This is a genomic window from Nostocoides veronense (assembly GCF_039531185.1).
Classification (GTDB): domain Bacteria; phylum Actinomycetota; class Actinomycetes; order Actinomycetales; family Dermatophilaceae; genus Nostocoides_A; species Nostocoides_A veronense.
This window is the reverse complement of record NZ_BAAAPO010000033.1, coordinates 25,758-44,736: the sequence shown is the minus strand read 5'-3', so window position 1 is coordinate 44,736 and position 18,979 is coordinate 25,758. Positions and strand designations below refer to the sequence as shown.

Below are 18,979 nucleotides of genomic sequence, written 5' to 3'. Positions count from 1 at the left end.
ACCACCGACACCCCGGCGGCCGTCGCACACGTCCCACCTGTCACAACTTTCCCGCCCAATGCCGGAACGAACAGGTCATGGGAAAGAACATGGACATACGCAACGGAACAGATCCGTTGCGTATGTCCATGTTCTGGCAATGGGCGGGAAAGTGCCCTCGTCAACCTGCCCGACGGTCAGGCGCCCGGGGTCCAGCGGTATGCCGTGGGCTCGCCGGCGCCGAGGTCGACGATGGCGGCGACTGGGCCGCCGCCGTCGGGGCCCTGGTGGGCCGCGGAGACCGAGACGAAGACGGCCGGGTCACCGGTGACCGAGGCGGTCACGCCGCCGACGGCGCTCTTGATCTGGCGGTGCCAGTGCACATCGGAGTCATCCAGCATGGCGTTGCGGCGGCCGTGGACGGTGCCATCGGTCGAGGTCTCGCACTTGAGGAAGACGTTGACCAGGCGACCATTGATATCGGTCCAGTGCGGGCGCTCGGGCAACTCCAGCCCGGCGTCCTTGATGGCGGCCCAGATGCCATCGGTGTCGAGGGCGTCCTTCATGACCGAGTGACCGATGCGGTAGCGACCGCCGATGCCCTTGGCGTTGCCGACGACGACGACCTGCGCCTGGTCCAGCTCGACGCCGGAGGAGCATGAGGCGACCGAGGAGTACTTCGAGCGGTTGTGCATGACATCCGCGTCGACGATCTCCGTCGCCTCACCGAGCGCCTGGGCGATGCCGAGGGCGGTGCAGCCATTGGACAGGTCCATCGACTCGTGGGTGTGCTCGGTCCACACCTTGTGCCCGCGGGACTTGGCGTCGCGGATCGTGTGAATCGTCAGCAGCGGGGTCTTGGTCTGGACGTAGTGCACATCGGCGGGGTCGCTGATGCCGGCGCGCTCCATGGCGACCTTGACGGCCTCGGCGACCTTGTCGACCATCCCGACATAGCCGATCTCCTCCGGCGCGATCGCCTCGCTCATCGCGAAGCCCACCGTCAGCCGGAGGTCGTCGGAGGCCTCGGCCTGGTCAGCCGGCACGGTCGCGAAGATCGTCGCGTGCGGGCTGATGACGCCATCGGTGCCGCCGGACCACACGATCGGCACGCCCTTGACCTGCTCCTCGGGCGCGCCATTCTTCATAAGCACCTCGCGGAAGGCGCGGTCGGCGATGATTCGCGTGTAGTCGTTGACCCCGCCATTGCCCTCGGTCTTGCCGATGATCGCGATGACGCGGCTCGGGTCCATGACGCCCTCGTCGATGAGCTTCTGCAGCTCCGAGGCGTCGGCGACGGAGTGGATCGGAACCTTGCGTACTTCGATGGGCTCAGGCACGGTTGCTGACCTTTCTTGTTGGGGCAGAGCGATTTTCATCCAGGATGTATGACGGTCCCCACCGCCGGGTCGCTCGCCTCCACGGCGTCGGCGATCCGGTCCAGGGAGGTGATGATGCTGCGCGCGCCGCCGCCGGCGACGAAACGCATCGCGGCCTCGACCTTTGGCCCCATGGAGCCACTGGCGAACTCGCCGGCCTCGGCATACCCCTGCATCTCGGCGAGCGAGAGGGCACTGAGCGCGCGTTGGCCGGGAGTGCCCCAGCCGATCATCGCGTTCTCGACATCGGTGGCGATGACGAGGACATCCGCGTCGAGAGCCTGGGCGAGGAGGGCAGCAGTCAGGTCCTTGTCGATGACCGCCTCGACGCCATGCACTTCGCCGTCGGTCGTGCGCACGACGGGTATGCCGCCCCCGCCCGCCGCGACCACGAGGTAGCCAGCCCCGAGCAGAGTGCGAATCGTCCCGGTCTCCAAGACCTCGATCGGCTCGGGCGAGGCGACGACCCGCCGCCAGCCTTTCTCACCCCGGTCCTCCCACGTTTGGCCGTGGGCGATGAGGACGTGCGCTTCGGCATCCGGCAGGAAGCGGCCAATTGGCTTGGTGGGCTTGGTGAATCCGGGATCGCCCGCGTCGACAAGGGTGCGCGAGACGATCGCCGCAGCGGGACGGTCGATGCCGCGGGCGCGCAGTTCGGCCTCGAGCGCGTCGAGGATCGTGAAGCCGATGGTGCCCTGCGTCTGCGCGCCGCACCAGTCGAGAGAGACGGGCGGGACGACGGCGGCAGCGAGCTCGTTCTTGACCAGCAGGTTGCCGACCTGAGGACCGTTGCCGTGGGTGAGGACGACCTCGTGGCCGCGCGCGATCACCTCGGCGACGTGCGCCATCGCGGTCCGGATCGCTGCGCCCTGTGCCTGCGGCGTCGCGCTGCCGTCCGGGCCGGTCATGGCGTTGCCGCCCAGAGCGATAAGGATGCGCACGCGTCGAGCCTAGGAAGTGCGGGCGGTATGCGGCGTTGTCAGACCCTGCCCAGCAGTGCCGGTTCCGTTGGCAGATTCGCGCAATGCATGGTCTAGGGAGTCGGCGGCGCCTCCGAGCGGAGCGGGGTATGCGGATGGGCGCGGCCGGGCCACGTCCGCGTCAGAGGCCGAGGCGGCGGTAGCGGTCGTGGCGGGCGGCCAGACGGGAGGCGTCGCGCATCTCGGTCAGGCGCGAGAGTTCGCCGGCGATGACGTGACCCATGCGACGGCAGAAGTCCTCCGGCTCGTCGGCGGCGTCCGGGCGCTCGGCGACGATGCGGTCCACGATCCCGGCCGCGAGCAGGTCCACCGATCGCACCATCTGTTGCGCCGCGATCTCGGGGGCGCGATCAGCGGTGCGATAGAGGATCGCGCTGGCCCCCTCGGGCGGCAGCGGCGAGAGCCACGAATGCTGCGCCGCGATGACGCGGTCGGCGGGCATCAGCGCGATGGCGCCGCCACCAGTGCCCTGCCCGAGCAAGACACACACGGTGGGTTCCGCATGCACGACCATCTCCGTCAGACAGCGGGCGATTTCGCCGGCGAGCCCACCTTCCTCGGCCTCCTTGGACAAGGCCGCACCGGCCGTGTCGATGATGGACACCAGCGGGAGGTCTAGCTCCGATGCGAGCTTCATGCCGCGACGTGCGACGCGAAGTCCGCTGGGGGACAACGGCTTATCGGAAGTTTCGAGGCGACGATCCTGACCGAGGACGACACACGGCATACCTCCGAAGCGCGCCAGCGCGAGGAAGAGCGAGCGGTCCCACTCCCCCGCACTGGTGCCGAAGAGCGGCAAGACTTCCGTCGCTCCGAGCTTCAGCAGCTCGCGGACGCCGGGGCGCTCGGGGCGGCGGGATCGGGTGATCGAGTCCCATGCCGGCAGCTCTGGCAGCGTCTCCTTCTCGATGTCCTCGATGTATGACGCGACCTTCGGCGCGAGCACCAGGTTGAGGAAGCGGCTGGCCGTCTCGGTCAGATCCTCCACGGGCAGGACAGCGTCCAAAAGCCCATGCGCATAAAGGTTTTCGGCCGTCTGGACGCCTTCCGGGAAGGGCTGGCCATAGAGCGCTTCGTAAACCCGCGCGCCGAGGAAACCGATCGTTGCGCCGGGCTCGCCGACGGTGACATGCCCGAGCGAGCCCCACGACGCAAAGACTCCGCCGGTGGTCGGGTGCCGCAAATAGGTGATGTATGGCAGCTTGGCCGCCTTGAAAGCCGTCACTGCGGCGGTGATCTTCACCATCGTCACGAAGGCGGGTGTGCCCTCCTGCATGCGGGTGCCGCCAGAGGACGGGGCGGCGAAGAGCGGCAAACCCTCACGCGTTGCGCGTTCGAAAGCCCGCACGATGCGCTCCGCGCCGGTGCGCCCGATCGATCCCGCGAGGAAACGAAACTCGCCACCGATCAACGCAACTCGCCGGCCGCCGATGCGGCCCTCACCGGTGATGATCGACTCGTCTGTCCCGGCGCGCTCGGCCGCTTCGGCGAGCTCCACGGCATACTCGCTCCCCGGCGCAGCGACGTCGAGCGGCGGGTCATCCCAACTGACATAGCTGCCCTCATCGAGGACGACCTCGAAGAGCTCACGCGCCCCGAGCCGCCGCCCTCGGTCAGCCATCGGCACGGTCGTCATCCAGCCACGCTCGCACCGCATCGGAATGCTCGCCAAGCCCCGGGGGTGGCAAGTGAACCTCGCGCCCGCCGCTGAAAGCGTTGTCGTCCAACCGGATTGGCGAGCCCGGGATGGTGATACTGCCCAGCACGGGATGGTAAACCTCCAGCAGCAGGTGCTGACTGGCCACCTGATCCCAGTCATAGACCTCATCCATGCTGCGCACCTTGCCGGCGGGTATACCCACCTCGGCTAACTTCGCCAGCACGTCCTGAGCCGTGTAGGACGCGAGCGCACCATTGACCGCGGCGATCACCGCCTCGCGGTTCTGGACCCGCTCGCGATTCGTCGCCATGCCAGGCGCTGCTGGATCGAGGCCAAAGGCAATGGCGAACTTCACCCACAGGCTCTCGGCCGCACAGGCGATTTGCACCGGTCCGTCGCTGGCCTGGAAAAGTCCGTAGGGCGCGATGGACGGGTGGTGATTGCCTTGTGCGTGACCGACTTTGCTGCCGACGAGATAGTTGGTGCCGTGCATCGCGTGGGCGCCAATCACCGAGGCGAGCAGGCTGGTGCGGACCACCCGCCCGCGTCCGGTGCGTTCGCGCTCATAGAGCGCTGAGACCACGCCAAAAGCGCCATTCATCCCAGAGAGCAGGTCACCGATGGGCACGCCGACCCGCTGAGGATCCTCCGCACCGGAGCCCGTGACCGACATCAGGCCGGCCTCGCCCTGAGCGATTTGGTCGTAGCCAGCTCGTCCGCCCTCGGGCCCATCGTGACCGAAACCGCTGATCGACAAGATGATCAGCCGTGGATTCAGTTCATGCAGGTGCTCATTGGAGAAGCCCAAACGCGCAAGAACACCGGGCCGGAAGTTCTCGATGAGCACGTCCGCTCGCTGTGCCAGCCGCGTGAGAATGTCGCGGCCATCATCGGATTTCAGATCCAGAACGATGGATTCCTTGTTGCGATTGGCCGCGAGGTAGTACGTGGAAATGTCGTGGTCGGGACCGACAAAGGGTGGCCCCCAGCCACGGGTGTCATCGCCGCTCTCCGCTTCCACCTTGATGACGCGAGCACCCATGTCGCCCAACATCATTCCGGCCTGCGGCCCCGCTAGGGCACGCGAGAGGTCGATGACGACGATGCCGTCGAGTGGTCCGGGCACGGTGGGCTCCTTCGCTCGCGTGTGCCCCGAGCCTAAGACGCCGGGTCTCCGCACCCGGCGTCAGGTTGTGGCAACTCCCGACGACTCGCGCTGTCAGGAGTTGCCCAGGCAACCTTCCCTCAGGTGACACTCACGATCTGCAGGCTCTGGGTGCCCGCACGGATGCCAATATCACTGCCCGGCGGCATCCACCACGCTCGCGCATCGGTCGGTCGACTCGCTATTGGCATCGCGGCCGTCCCGGCTTCGCCGAAGGATGTCCGCCCAGCGCCCGGCCGGTCGGCCAAGCAGACTCCGCAGCCGGGCTGGGTCGCCGGCGAAGCCGTCACGGTCGTATGCCGTGAACATCGCCCCGAGCTCCTGCCGCTCTCGCTCGGACAAAGCGTCGCCGGGTCCGGCCTCCCACTCCCCCATCGTGATTCGCCGCGAGTACACCTCATGACCGAGCACCTGGCTGGCGATGGCCGCGAGAGATCGCGCGTCGTCTGCCGCTCGGGTCCCGCGAGTTCGTAGGTCGCCCCCGCGTGGCCGTCCTCGGTGAGCACGCGGGCGGCCACTTCGGCGACGTCGCCGAGGTCGACATTAGTGAACACCGCATCGAGGGAATAGGGCACAACAAGGTCGCCGGAGAGGGCGGCGCCGAGGAGGTTCTGTTGGTATGCCGAGGGCCGCAGGACAGTGGCACCCGGCCGTCTGTCGCGGATCAGTCGTTCCGCCCGCGCCTTGCGCAGGTGGTGCGGCATCGACGCGTCGTCGGGGTGCAGCACGGAGTGATAGGCGATCCGCGGAACCCTTTGCGCCACAGCACTCTCCACCACGTGGCGCACCATGTCGACTTCGCTGTCGTCCACATTCGGGGCGATGACATAGACGCCCGTCACGCCCTTCATGGCAACGTCGAGGCCCTGCCCGGTCGCAAGGTCGGCGGGGACCCGGCGCACCGCGCTGTGGTCGAGCACCGGGCTGGTCGAGTTGGGTCGGACCATGGCGCGGTCGGTGACCCCACGGCATACAAGCGCACTCGTCACGGCGCGGCCGGTCTTGCCGGCCGCCGGTGACGAGAATCTCGGTCACAGCCAGTCGAACTCGTTCGACGTCGCGCCATTGGCAGCCAAGCGGGCGTAGCCGGGTCCGCGGTCGAAGAAGGCCTCTTCGCCTCGGGCGGAACGCATCTCGGCGCGCGTGGCATCGCTGGCAGCGATGTCGAGCACGACGGCCTCCTTGGTCCCGGAGGCGACCACACCATATGCGGACCGCGCCCCCTCGAAGGAAACCTTGCCCCACCGCAGGTCACGTTCGACCTCGTCATACGGACGCTCCAGCGGGTCGCCCCAGCCGCCACCACCAGTGGTGCGGATGCGGATGATCTGTCCCGCTTCGACGAGTTCGGCATCGGCCAGCGCATCGACGATGCGCTCGTTGGGGCCGCCGAGGTCGATGGTGACCTCGAAGGGTCGCCCTGCCTTGCCGCCCTTGACGCCCCAGCACGCGAGGATCGAGCGATCCGCGATCGACATGAAGTGCGCGTCCTTGAGCATCCGGATGTGCTTCTCGTAGCCGAGGCCACCGCGATAGCGCCCGGCACCGCCGGAATCCACTGCGAGACCTAGGCGTTCGACGATGAACGGGAAACGCGACTCGGTGAACTCGGTCGGCAGGTTACGGCTGTCCGGGACGACATGGATGGTGTCCTCGCCGTCGGCGTAATAGCGGCCACCCGAGCCACCGCCGAGCACCTCGCGCATGAGGTAGTCATTGCCATCCGCGTCCTTGCCATAGACACCGGTGTAGCGGATCGTCTCCTGATCGGCCGGCATCTTGCCATCGACCGACTTCGCGACGACGCCGGCGAGCACACCGAGCAGACGCAGGATGACGAAGGTGCGCGCGTTGGTCGGCGCCGGATAGATCGGGGTCAGCAGCGTGCCCTTCGGCGGGAAACGCATCTCGATCAACGGGACGATGCCCTCGTTGACATCGAGTTCGGCCATCCGCTCCGGGGTGTCCGCAAGATTGCGCAGGATCGGCGCCAGCCACTTCTTCAAGAAGTTGCCGCCCACATAGTCGCCACAGTGGTTGATCGGCCCCTTGGCCTGGGGCGCGGTCCCGGTGAAATCGATGACGATGCGCGGGCCATTGCCCGGGCCGCCGGTCTCCTCCTTGATCAGGGTGATCCGTTGGGTATGCAGCATCGGCTCGTCGACGCCGTCGTGCTCGGCATAGTCCTCCCAGACATAGGTCCCGGTGGGGATCTTGGAGAGAATCTCGCGGCGATAGGTCTCGGTCGTCTTGTCGAGAATGGCGTCGAAGGCCGCCTCGACCGTCTCGCGGCCATAGCGCTCGAAGAGCTCCGACAGCCGCCGCGCCCCCATCAAGCAGGCCGAACACTCGGCATCCAGGTCGGCGGCCAGGCTGTCCGGCATCCGGCTATTGCGAGTCATGATCCGCAGGGCGGCCTTGTTCGAAACGCCCTTGTCCCACAGCTTGATTGGTGGGACCGAGAGGCCCTCCTCGAAGACGGTGCGGGCGCCCGAAGGCATCGACCCGGGCACGGCGCCACCGATGTCATCGTGGTGTCCGAAGGCTTGAACAAAGGCAACGACCTCGCCCTCGTGGAAGACCGGCACGGTCACGCACAGGTCAGGTAAGTGCCCGATGCCACCCTCGGATTCGTAGACGTCATTGTGGAAGAAGACATCGCCCTCGGACATCTCGTCGAGCGGAAAGTCGCGCGCGATGGGGTGCACGAGAGCGCTATACGACCGACCGGTCAGCTTCCGCAATTGTCGGTCGTGGATGCCGGCCCGGAAGTCGTGTGCGTCGCGGATCATGGGGCTGCGGCTGGTGCGTGCGATGGCGGTCTCGACCTCCATCTCGACACTGGCCAGCGTGCCCTCCACGATCTCCACGAGGATCGGGTCGACGCTGCTGCCCTCCGGCGTCAGCCGGTTGCCGTGCTCGTATGCCGTGGGCAGGCCCGCCGGGTTCGGCACGTCCGCCGCCGCCTGGCTGTGGTTGATGCGGGTGGCGGCGGTCTGGCAGGACTCACACATGGCTCAGGCCTCCTTGATGACGATGAGGTTGCCGAACTGGTCGACGCGGACGGTGAACCCGGGGTGGATCGGGACCGTGGAGCCGAACTCCTCCACGATCGCCGGCCCGGCGAAACTGTCTCCGGCGCGCAGGTCTGGCCGCCAGTAGACAGCGGAATCGACATACCCCTGCTCCGCGTCGAAGCAGACGGGACGGGTGCTCTTCTGGGCACGCTCGGCCAACCCGGAATCAGCTGGCGCGGAGTCGATTTCGCGGATCGTGGGCCGGGTGATCGGCCCAATTCCACTCACCCGAAGGTTGACCCACTCCACCTCCTGCGTGGGGTCGTTGCGGAAGTCATAGCCATAGAGCGCGCGATGCTCGTCATGGAAGGCGGCAGCGACGGTGTCCGCATAGGCCTGATCGACGGTGCCCTCGGGGGCGGTAACGCGCACTTCGTATGCCTGCCCGAAGTAGCGCAGGTCGACCGTGCGAACGTAGTGGTGGTCCGCCGCGGCGAAACCTTCCTTGTTCAAGGCAGCGGCCGCGCGCTGCGTCAGACCAGCGAAGATCTGCTCGATCGCGGCATGATCGAGGCCGGACTGACGCGCGACGGCAGTCTGGACATAGTCGTTCTTGACGTCCACGGTGAGCAGGCCAAAAGCGCTGACATTGCCGGGATTTGGCGGGACGACAACGCCGGCCAGGTCGAGGATGTCGACGAGCGTGCAGGCCAGCAGCGAGCCGGAACCGCCGAAGGTCGTCAGCATGAAGTCGCGGACGTCGAGGCCGCGCTTGACGCTGACTTGGCGCAGGGCGTTGGCCTGATTCCAGGCGGAAATCTCCAGAATGCCCGTCGCGCACCGCTCGAAGTCCAGCCCCAGTTTGCTGGCCAGGTCCTCAATCCCGGCGCGGGCCGCCGCCACATCGAGCGGGATCTCGCCGCCGAGCAGGTGCGGGGGTATGCGGCCCAGCGTCACGTGCGCGTCGGTGATTGTCGGCTCGGTCCCGCCCTTGGCGTAGCAGAGCGGGCCGGGGTCGGCGCCCGCGGATTGCGGGCCCACCTTGAGCATGCCTTCCGGCGAGATCCAGGCGATGGAGCCGCCCCCTGCGCCGACCGTGACGACATCGATCATCGGGATTTTGCTCGGGTAGGCCCCGACGCTGCCCTCGGTGGTCAGCGTCGGCTCGCCATCGAGCACGACCGAGACGTCGGTGGACGTGCCGCCACCATCGCAGGTCAACACCTTGCCGAAGCCAGCCTTCTGCGCGATGAGGGCCGCACCAAGCGCCCCAGCCGCCGGTCCGGACAAGACGGTCGTAATCGGTTGGTGCACAACCTCATCCGCCGAGAGCACGCCGCCATTCGACTTCATGATGTAGAACGGCAGGGCCGTGTCGCCACTAACGAACTGCTCCAGCCGCTCGTGGATATTCCGCACATAGCGCGACACATTTGGCTTCACGGCGGCGTCGACGAGCGTGGTCATCGAGCGTTCGTACTCGCGGTACTCGCGCAGCACTTCGGACGAGATCGAGACGATGGCCTCGGGGTGCTCCTCGGCGAGGATGGCGCGCATCGCGAGTTCGTGGGAGTCCTCCGCATACGAATGCAGGAAGCAGACACCGATCGTTGTGATGCCCTGGTCCTTGAACCAGCGGGCGACAGCGCGGGCGCCATCTGCGTCGAAGGGCCGAATCTCGTTGCCCCGGAAGTCGAGCCGGCCGCCCACGGTCTTAACGAAGTCGGCGGGCACGATACGCGGTGGCTTGACCCAGAAGTAGGAATTGCCATAGCCATCCGGGACCGCCTGCCGGGCGATCTCGAGGATGAACTCGTAGCCCTCGGTCGTGATAAAGCCGAGCGCCTCAACCTTGCCCTCGAGCAACTTGTTCGTCGCGACCGTGGTGCCATGGCTGACGGCGGTGATGTCGTCGCCGCTGGCTCCCATCAGGTCGAGCACCTTGGCGACGCCATTGATGAAGCCGTCCGCCGGATTGCTCGGCGTGCTCGGGGTCTTGGTCGTGACCAACTCCCCACTGAGCTCATCGAGCGCCACGACGTCCGTGAACGTCCCGCCCGTGTCGATGCCGATCCGTATCCGTCGCTGCGTCATTGCTGTCACGCTCACGATTCAACCGACCACCGGACTGAGGCGCCTTGTCACAACCTGCCAACGAATGGCGCCAGGGCCGTCGATCTACACGGGGCGTCGCTCACGCGTGCGGAAAGGCCGTCTTGGCAGGGGCGCGCAGGTCGTCGAGGTGGTTGTTGATCAGGTCGAGGTTGCGGTCGCGTAGGTGGTCGAAAGCCTGGCCGATGTTGGAGCCGGGGGTCAGCGAGGCCATCGCCTCGGCCGGGTCGAGGCGGGCCGTGACCCAGCCCTCGTGGGTCGCGGCCTTGGCCGCGATGTGCGCGATCGGCGTCACGATGTGCGAGTTGCCGAAATAGAGCACGCCCGCAGGGTCGGCGCCGACGGCATTGGCACCGATGACGTAGACGTGATTGTCATAGGCGCGAGCCCGAGACGTCAGCTCCCAGATGTCCGCCGAGCGCAGCAAAGCCGATGGGCGGCAGATGATTTCGGCGCCCTGCACCGCTTGAATGCGCGACAGTTCTGGATAGTCGCCATCGAAACAGATGATCATGCCGATCCGGCCGAGGTCGGTGTCGCAGACCGCGACCGTGTCACCGGGTGTGACCCAGCCACCGCCGGTGACGATTTCGGAGCAGAAGGGATGGGTCTTGCGGTAGACCCCGAGCACCTCACCAGAGCGGTCGATCAGAACCGACGAGTTGTAGACGACGCCACGCTCGGGACCGCGCTCATAGGTCCCGACACAGATGACGACACCCAACTCCTTGGCCACGTCCTGCAGCGGCTCTATGAGCCCGCCGGGCAGGTCGGTGATCAGGTCCCACAATTCCTCCGGCGGGCACGCCGGCGTGAAACCGGTCGTCGCCGACTCCGGCAGCACCAGCAATTCCGCACCAGTCGCGTCCACACAGCGCCGCGTGAAATCGACGCACTTCGCCACATTCGCCGCGACCGATTCAGCGCTCAACGGCCCCGGCACCGGGGCGATCTGAAGAGCAGCGGCAGTGAAAGCCTTCATGAGATACCTCCTACGATCCTGTCCTCAACCGTAGCCCGAGCCCGTCAGCGCAGGCCGCGGATCGCAGCTCCCAACGCGACGCCCGCCAGGGCAACCAGCCCGCCCACCGCAACACCGAGGGCAAAGCCGTTGTCTCCCAAGGCAGACGACGCCGATCCGCTCGCGGCGCGCCCCGCATATGTCGCCGCACCGGCCTGGCCCTCGGGCGTCATACCCACCGCGGAGCTGCCGCCACCGACCGCCTCCGGGTCCACCTTGCGGAGCCCGGCTATGTCGGCATCGACGGCTTTGAAGAACTCACCAGCCATCTTCTTTGTCACGCCCGTCAGCATCCGCTGACCGACCCCACCGATCATGCCCCCGACGATGGCGTCGGCGTCATATGACAGCTCGGTCCCGCCGCCGGTGGCCGACGGCGACAACCGGACCGCGACATCCGCCGCGACGGTGCCCGGTCCGCCCGCGCCCTGCGCCTTCATCGTGAACGAGCCGGGCTCGTTCTTGTCGGCGATGGCGACGGTTCCGTCATAGGTCCCCTTGACGGCCGCGACGCCGGCGGTCACCCGCATGGCATAGGCATCCGGACCGGTCTCGCTCAGTGACTCACACCCCGGCAGGGTGCCTGCCAGGACGGCCGGGTCCATAAAGGCGGCCCAGACCTTGTCCACCGGAGCCTGCAGGGTGTGGGTTCCCGAAATCTTCATGACTTCTCCTTCGCGGATTCGGCGGTCGTGCGGCGCAGCGAGGGCAACTCGCCGCGGTCGTGCTGCTGGCGCAGCTCCCAGAGGTCGCCGGGTGAAATGGGCATGGAGGTGATCGGGAAACCTTCGGCGTCCTCGATCGCGGAGGCAATCACGGCCGACACGGGTATGCAGCCCGCCTCGCCAGCTCCCTTGATGCCCAACGGATTCAGCGGTGACGGTGTCTCCAGATGGTCAGCCTCGACATGCGGCACCTCGGAGGCATAGGGGATGAGGAAGTCCATGAAACTGGCGTTGAGCAATTGACCGAACTCGTCATAAACCATCCGCTCATAGAGCGCACCGCCGACACCCTGGGCGACGCCGCCGTGCACCTGACCCTCGACGATCATCGGATTGATCATCGTGCCGCAGTCATGGATCACGCAGTAGCGCAGGATCTTGATCTCGGCGGTGACGGGGTCGGTCTCGACGATGGCCGCGTGCATGCCATTGGCGAAGGTCGCCTGCGTCGGGCTGTAGAAGTCCTTGCCTTCCAAGCCCGGCTCTTCGTCGTCGGCCACCGGCGGCTTGTCCGGATCGAAGGTGCCGGCGAATTGAGTCGCCGCCTTGGCCGCTTCGTCGAAGGCATAGCGCAGCGGATTGGACAGGACCGCGGTGGTGCCGATCGGCATACTCGCCTCCGGCAGGCCCTTGACGCCGATCACGCCATCGATGATCTCGAGATCGTCTTCCGAAACTTCCAAGGCGTCGGCCGCGATTTTCAGCGCCTTGGCCTTGGCCGCACGGGCGGCAAGAGCGATGGCGTTGCCGGACATGACGGCCGCGCGCGAGGCGAATGTGCCGACGGCATAGGCCATTCGGCGCGTGTCACCCGTCGTCACGTGCACGGTCTCGATCGGCACTCCCAGCTCGTCCGCGACGATCTGCGCGAAGGCCGTCTGGTGTCCTTGGCCCTGGGTCGTCAGGCCGGTGGCGACATTGACGCGTCCAGAGGTCTCGATGACGACATGCGCACCCTCATACGGCCCGACGCCGGTGCCCTCGACATAACAGCCGATCCCGAGACCCACCCGGCGACCTTCCGACGCGGCCTGCTCGCGATAGGCCGCGAAGTCGTCCCAACCGACGAGCGCCTTGAGTTTGGCGAGTGAGGCGGGGAAGTCACCGCTGTCGTACTTCAGCGGGCGGCCGTCCTGGAACATCAGGCCGTGGTCGTAGGGCATCTCCTCGGGGAGGATGAAGTTGCGACTGCGAACCTCCGCTCGATCGACGCCGAGATAGTCCGCGATGGCGTCCATGGTCCGCTCCATCGCGAAGCAGCCCTGCGGTCGGCCAGCACCCCGATAAGGCGTCACGAGAACGGTATTGGTGAACATCGACCAGAACTCGACGCGATAGGCGCCGGGCTTGTAGGGCCCCAAAAGCTGGGTCGCGGTGATGATCGGGACGATGATGCCGTATGGCGTGTAGGCACCGTTGTCGTGCCAGAACTTCACGTCGAGCGCGAGCACCCGGCCCTCGTCGTCGAAGCCGACCTCGACTTCCTGGAGTTGGCCGCGCTCGTGGGCGGATGAGATGAAGTGCTCGCGTCGGTCCTCGGTCCACTTCACATCGTGGCCGAGAAGCCTTGCCGCCCAAGGGATCAGCACCTCCTCGGGCCACGGGTGCATGATCTTGACGCCGAAGCCACCGCCGACATCCGGCGTGATGCAGTCGACCTTGGCCAGCGGGAGGCCGAGGCGGGCCGCCACTGCCGCCCGGACGCCGGTGGAGGTCTGCGTCGAGGACCACAGGGTCAGGTGCTCGGCGTCGGTGTCCCAGCGGGCATAGACCCCCTTGCCTTCCATCGGCATACACGCGCTGCGCTCGATCGCCAGGTCGAGCGAAAGCCGGTGGGGCGCACCGGCCATCGCCGTCTCGACATCGCCGACCTCTTGGAGCAGGTGGGCCGAGATATTGCCCGGAGCGTGGTCGTGCACGAGATTCGCTGCCGTGCGGGCGGTTTCGAGACCGACCACCACCGGGAGGAAGTCGTAGTCGACACGGATCCGCGCCACCGCATCCTCCGCGGCATAGCGATTCTCGGCGACGACGAGGACGATCGCCTCTCCGACGTGATTGACCTCGTCCTTGGCCAGGGCAAAGCCCGTTGCGGGAGCGATCAATGCGGGGTGCGGGATGAGCAGCGGCAGGTTCTCCCCGACCGGCCCGTCCAGGTCTTCGTGCGTCCAAATCCCCACCAGGCCAGGCGTTTCCAGCGCATCGGTCACGTCGATGTCGACGATCCGCGCGTGCGCGTGCGGGCTGCGGACAAAGGCCGCTTCGAATGCCGTGTGCCCCAGGTCGTCGAGATAGCGGCCGCCGCCGGTCACCAGCCGCGGGTCTTCGCGCCGCTTGATCGGGGCGCCGAACATCTTGGTCGTCATCGCGTCTTCCCCGCCTGCTCGCCCGCGATCTCGGCAGCCCGCAGCACCGACTTCACGATGTTCTGATATCCCGTGCACCGGCACAGATTCCCGGAGATCGCCTCGCGCGCCTCATCCTGCGTCGGCGCCGGATTCTCCTTGAGGAAGGCCGTGATGGTCGTGATGAATCCGGGTGTGCAGAAACCGCATTGGAGGCCGTGACACTCGGTGAACGCCTGCTGCACCGGACCCATCGACTCGATGGTGCCGCACCCCTCGACCGTCGTGACCTCGTGGCCGACGGCCTGCACCGCGAACATCAGGCAGGAGCGGACCGGCTCACCGTCGAGCAGGATGGTGCAGGCGCCGCAGACGCCGTGCTCGCAGCCCACGTGCGTGCCGGTCAGCCGCAGGTCGTGGCGCAAGAAGTCAGACAGCAGCCGGCGCGCTGGCACCGAGGCGCCGTAAGGCGCGCCATTGACGGTCACGTGGACCGGCACCAAAGCCTCCGCATCGTGCGTGGCCACGGAAGTGTTCATCGAGACATCACCTCGGCAACGAGTCGGCGCGTTAGTTCGGCTGCGAGCATCCGGCGGTAGTCAGCGGTGGCGTGAATATCGCCCTCGGGAGCGACATGCTCCCGGACCGCCGTGACGAGGTCATCGGACCGCGAGGCAATATCCCCCGCGGAGGCGCCCGCCAGAACTGGCGTCAGGTCCAAGACATCCGGCACATCCGTCACCGAGACGAAGGACGCCCGCGCCGCCGTGACGGTGCCCTCGGCCGCCGTGAGCGCCACGCCCACGCCGGCCATCGCGTAATCCCCACTGCGGCGGGCTGATTCGACGAAACCGGTCCGGGTGCCAGGGGCGAATCGGCCGAAGCGCACCGCCGTCACCAGTTCGTCCGCCGCCAGCTCCGTCTCCAAGGGACCGGTGAAGAACTCACCCGCAGCGATCTCGCGCGACCCCTGCGGGCCACGCACCTCGATCACCGCATCGGTGAGCACCGCGATCGACGGCATTTCACCAGCCGCATCCGCGTGGGCGATCGAGCCGACCGTGGTGCCGCGATTTCGGATCGCGGGATGCGCGACGTTCAGGAGAGCTTGCCGCAGGAGGGGCAGCACGGCATACGCCTCCTCGGAGCGCTCCACCCCGCGGTGGCGCACGGTGGCGCCCACCCGGACATACCCCTCATCCACGGTGAGGGCATCCAGGCCGGCCACCCCGTTGATGTCGACGAGGTGGGCCGGCGCGGCCAGTCGCATCGACAGCATCGGGATCAGGCTCTGTCCGCCGGCGAGGACCTTGCCGTCGTGGCCGACCTCGGCGAGGACGGCCACGGCCTCATCCAGCGTGCGTGGCGCGTGATGGACGAAGGGAGCGGGCTTCATTGCTCGATCCTGCCTCTCGCGGTGGGGGTTGGGAAGGGAAAAGGCCGAGGGCCCCGAAGTCGGCTGACCGCGGGGCCCTCGGGCGGTGGATCAGTGCTTGGGACGGTGACCGTAGAAGTCTTCGGGATTGTCTTCCTGAAGGAGGTCATCGACGCCGTCGCTGTCGCCATAGGTGTAGTCGCCCACGGCGATCGCCGTTCCCTCGGCGCGCGTCCGAAGGTCTTGGGGCGCAAGGGCCTTGGCGAGGTGGTAGGCGCCCACCGCGACGATCGTGCCGAGCGCGATGCCACCGAGGGTGAAGTTGTCGGTGAACTTCATCTTCACATCGCCGACACCGATGATCACGCCCGCCGCGACGGGGACCAGGTTGATCGGGTTGCCGAAGTCGACGCCATTTTCCTTCCAGATCTTGGCTCCGAGCAGGCCGATCATGCCGTAGAGGACGACCGTGATCCCGCCGAGGACGCCGCCCGGGACGGAGAAGACGAGCGCACCGAATTTCGGGGAGAGGCCGAAGAGGATGGCGACGCAGGCGGCGACCCAGTAGGCCGCAGTGGAGTAGACGCGGGTGGCCGCCATGACGCCGATGTTCTCGGCATAGGTGGTGGTCGGTGAGCCGCCGAAGAAGGAGGCGAAGGCGGTGCCGACACCGTCACCGGCGATTGCGCGGCCCATCACTGGGTCGAGGTCCTTGCCGGTCATTTCGGCGACGGCCTTCACGTGGCCGGTGTTTTCCGCAACGAGCGCGATGACGGCCGGCAGGACCAGGAGGATCGCGGCCATCGAGAAACTCGGCATATGCCAGCCGGCCACTTCGGTCCCATCCTGGCCGATGGTCGTCTTGGCGGGCAGACCGAACCAGGATGCCTCTCCGATGCCGGCGGTGTTCCAGCGCAGGTGCTCGCTCGCCTCCGTGGCGCCACCGAGGACGGAGGTGATCGGGCCTGCAGTCTTGTCGAGGAACCAGGACAGCGCGGTGCCAAAGATCAGGGCCAGGAAGACCGAGATGCGACCGATAAAGCCTTTGAACGCGACCGCACACACGATGGTGAAGAGCATCGTCAAGAACGCGACCCACTGGTCTTGCGGCCAATAGATTCCTGCCACGACGGGCGCGAGGTTGAAGCCGATCAACATGACGACCGCGCCGGTGACGACGGGTGGCAGCACGCGGTGCAGGACACCGGAGCCGAGGAAGTGGATCGCCACACCGACGAGCGCCAGCACGACGCCCGCCACCAAGATCGCGCCCGTCACGCGGGCGGAGGTGGCGCCTTCTTGCGCGCGGATCGCGGCCACCGCGCCGACGAAGGAGGCCGATGTGCCGAGATAGGAGGGCACTTTGCCCTGAACGATGAGCAGGAAGATGATCGTGGCCAGGCCGCTCATCATGATCGCGAGCTGTGGGTTCAGCCCCATGACCAGCGGGAAGACGAAGGTCGCACCAAACATCGCGACCACATGCTGGGCCCCGAGGCCGATGGTCTTGCCCCACGAGAGGCGTTCATCGGGAGCAACGACATCATCGGGACCGGACAGGCTGCCGTTCCCGTGCAATTTCCATCCAAAGGCCGACATTCGCCCTCCAACCTTGCTACGGCGCCTCACGACGCGGAACCGCCCCGACCGGGGATGATGGGAACGCTAGTGGCGTGGACCACACGCGCGACTGAGCGACACTCGACAGGCGACAACCGGTGGCCTTGGCAGGACTTGCCCGCGTGTCATCCCCCGCCGGGGATGGTCCGTGCCCTCACTCCGAGGTCCCGGACCTGCGGCTTTGCGCCAGGCCACGCATTTCCAGAACCTTCAGGGCCAGCGCGAGGGTCAGGCGCAATTGCGGATCGGTCGTGAAGGGCCCGAGCATCCGCTCCAGCTTCACGATGCGGTAGCGCAGGGTGTTGTAGTGGAAGAACAGGATTCGCGAGGCTTCCGCGACATTGAGATTGGTGTCGATGAGGACCGTGAGCGTCTGCCGAAGCCCCTCGCTTTCGGGGTTGTCATCGGTGGCGAGATCGCCGAGGGCGTCGGTGACGAACTGCCGCAGCTCGGCCGAGTCGGGCACCAGGGACAGCAGGCGATAGATCCCCAGTTCGTCGAAATGCGTGATCGCACCCGAGCCGTGCTTCTGCCGGCCGACCGCCGCAGCGCGCAGTGCTTCGGCGTATGCCGTGGGCAAGCTCGCGAGGTCCGTCACCGGCCGCGAGACACCCGTGGAAAAGCTGCGCCGGCCACCGCCGCCGTCGCCGCGCACCACCCGAGCCAGGTCCGCCACGACCCCCATCACCTGTTCGGTCGCGGTCTCGGGCGTGATCGCGAGCAGAGTGACGACCTCCTGGCTGAAGCCCATCACCGGCGCCCGCCGGTCGCGCGCGCCGACGGCCCGCACCCACGCCCGGGCAAAACGCTGCTGCAGGCCGCGCACCTCTTCGGCCGTGCGCTCGGTGATGGCATCGTCTTCATCGGTTTCGGCGACGACGACCACCATCCGTGGCGCCAGCGTCCACCCCAGGCTGTCGGCGTGCGCGATCGCGTCGAGCCCACTGCCGACGCGACCCGCGAGCGCGTCGCGGAGGAACTCGGCGCGGTACTTGCTCTCGACGGCCGTGACGGCCTGCTCGCGGGTGATCGCCAGGGCCGCCACCGTGGACGCTCGCTCGAGCAGGTGTATGTCGTTGCGAGACAGCACTCTTGACCCGCCGAAGGCGACGATCCGGCCCTCGACGCCGCTGCCGCCGACGATCCGGACGGTGGCGCGTCGCACCCACTCGCCCTCGCCCGTTCGTTCGCCGACCAACTCGTGCTCGACGAGGAATCGGCCGGTCGGGTCGAAGGCGGACGTGGCGTAGGCCGCCGCGAGGGCCTCGGGCTCCCCGGCATCGGCGATGACGCGCCCGTCGGTCGTCGTGATCATGACGGGCATGTCCAGTAGCCCCGCGAGGGCCGCGCACAGGTCGGCCTGGCTGCCGCCCGCGACGACCGTCGACAGCAAGGAGCGGTGCACCTCATCCTCACGGCGCAGCGCCGCGGCGAGGTGCTCGGCCAGAGTGCGCAGCCCGTCGGCATCAAGCCCCTCGGGGATGTCCAGGGGCAGGACCACTTCCCCCGCCGGCACCGATGCTCCTGGCAAGTCGATGACCGATCCCGCGGGATCGTTGGCAACTTTCTCCATGCGGGGATGCTAGCCAAGGTCGCTAGCG

At 67.2% G+C, this 18,979-nt stretch carries 14 protein-coding genes; all 14 read right to left on the bottom strand.

Going from position 1 to position 18,979, the window contains the following annotated elements; all coding sequences use genetic code 11:
* Positions 1-176: 176 nt before the first annotated feature.
* The 14 genes from bar to ABD225_RS10325 all read right to left on the bottom strand — a co-directional run bounded on the left by bar (position 177) and on the right by ABD225_RS10325 (position 18,951).
* Entirely contained in the window at positions 177-1,319 is a 1,143-nt protein-coding gene (bar, locus tag ABD225_RS10390) for a barbiturase (RefSeq protein WP_344084597.1), read from the bottom strand.
* A 35-nt stretch (positions 1,320-1,354) separates the two neighbouring features.
* Positions 1,355-2,299: a carbamate kinase gene (locus ABD225_RS10385; RefSeq protein ID WP_344084594.1), complete on the bottom strand. Its 945-nt coding sequence runs from the start codon at positions 2,297-2,299 to the stop codon at positions 1,355-1,357.
* Positions 2,300-2,459: 160 nt separating this feature from the next.
* Entirely contained in the window at positions 2,460-3,974 is a 1,515-nt protein-coding gene (locus tag ABD225_RS10380; protein ID WP_344084591.1) for a carboxyl transferase domain-containing protein, read from the bottom strand.
* Positions 3,952-5,124 carry a CaiB/BaiF CoA transferase family protein gene (locus ABD225_RS10375; RefSeq protein ID WP_344084588.1) on the bottom strand — a complete coding sequence of 391 codons (1,173 nt, stop codon included), beginning with the start codon at positions 5,122-5,124 and terminating at the stop codon, positions 3,952-3,954. The genes ABD225_RS10380 and ABD225_RS10375 overlap by 23 nt, the downstream gene beginning before the upstream one ends.
* Before the next feature lie 119 nt (positions 5,125-5,243).
* Positions 5,244-6,152: an SDR family oxidoreductase gene (locus ABD225_RS10370; RefSeq protein WP_344084585.1), complete on the bottom strand. Its 909-nt coding sequence runs from the start codon at positions 6,150-6,152 to the stop codon at positions 5,244-5,246.
* 42 nt (positions 6,153-6,194) lie between these two features.
* Positions 6,195-8,177 (bottom strand): hydantoinase B/oxoprolinase family protein, encoded by a 1,983-nt coding sequence (locus ABD225_RS10365; protein WP_344084583.1) that lies wholly within the window; start codon positions 8,175-8,177, stop codon positions 6,195-6,197.
* 3 nt (positions 8,178-8,180) lie between these two features.
* Positions 8,181-10,274 carry a hydantoinase/oxoprolinase family protein gene (locus tag ABD225_RS10360; RefSeq protein WP_344084580.1) on the bottom strand — a complete coding sequence of 698 codons (2,094 nt, stop codon included), beginning with the start codon at positions 10,272-10,274 and terminating at the stop codon, positions 8,181-8,183.
* A gap of 100 nt (positions 10,275-10,374) precedes the next feature.
* Positions 10,375-11,274 carry a carbon-nitrogen hydrolase family protein gene (locus ABD225_RS10355; RefSeq protein WP_344084577.1) on the bottom strand — a complete coding sequence of 300 codons (900 nt, stop codon included), beginning with the start codon at positions 11,272-11,274 and terminating at the stop codon, positions 10,375-10,377.
* Positions 11,275-11,318: 44 nt separating this feature from the next.
* Positions 11,319-11,978, bottom strand: coding sequence for an SRPBCC family protein (locus tag ABD225_RS10350; protein WP_344084574.1), 660 nt, complete (start codon positions 11,976-11,978; stop codon positions 11,319-11,321).
* Entirely contained in the window at positions 11,975-14,404 is a 2,430-nt protein-coding gene (gene cutA / locus ABD225_RS10345) for an aerobic carbon-monoxide dehydrogenase large subunit (RefSeq protein WP_344084571.1), read from the bottom strand. The genes ABD225_RS10350 and cutA overlap by 4 nt, the downstream gene beginning before the upstream one ends.
* Positions 14,401-14,922 carry a (2Fe-2S)-binding protein gene (locus ABD225_RS10340; protein WP_344084568.1) on the bottom strand — a complete coding sequence of 174 codons (522 nt, stop codon included), beginning with the start codon at positions 14,920-14,922 and terminating at the stop codon, positions 14,401-14,403. Before ABD225_RS10340 ends, cutA begins: the two co-directional genes overlap by 4 nt.
* Positions 14,919-15,779, bottom strand: coding sequence for an FAD binding domain-containing protein (locus ABD225_RS10335; RefSeq protein WP_344084565.1), 861 nt, complete (start codon positions 15,777-15,779; stop codon positions 14,919-14,921). Before ABD225_RS10335 ends, ABD225_RS10340 begins: the two co-directional genes overlap by 4 nt.
* Positions 15,780-15,869: 90 nt before the next feature.
* Positions 15,870-17,357: a uracil-xanthine permease family protein gene (locus ABD225_RS10330; protein ID WP_344084562.1), complete on the bottom strand. Its 1,488-nt coding sequence runs from the start codon at positions 17,355-17,357 to the stop codon at positions 15,870-15,872.
* Positions 17,358-17,532: 175 nt separating this feature from the next.
* On the bottom strand, positions 17,533-18,951 hold the full coding sequence (locus ABD225_RS10325; protein WP_344084559.1) for a PucR family transcriptional regulator: 1,419 nt from the start codon (positions 18,949-18,951) through the stop codon (positions 17,533-17,535).
* Positions 18,952-18,979 lie beyond the last annotated feature (28 nt).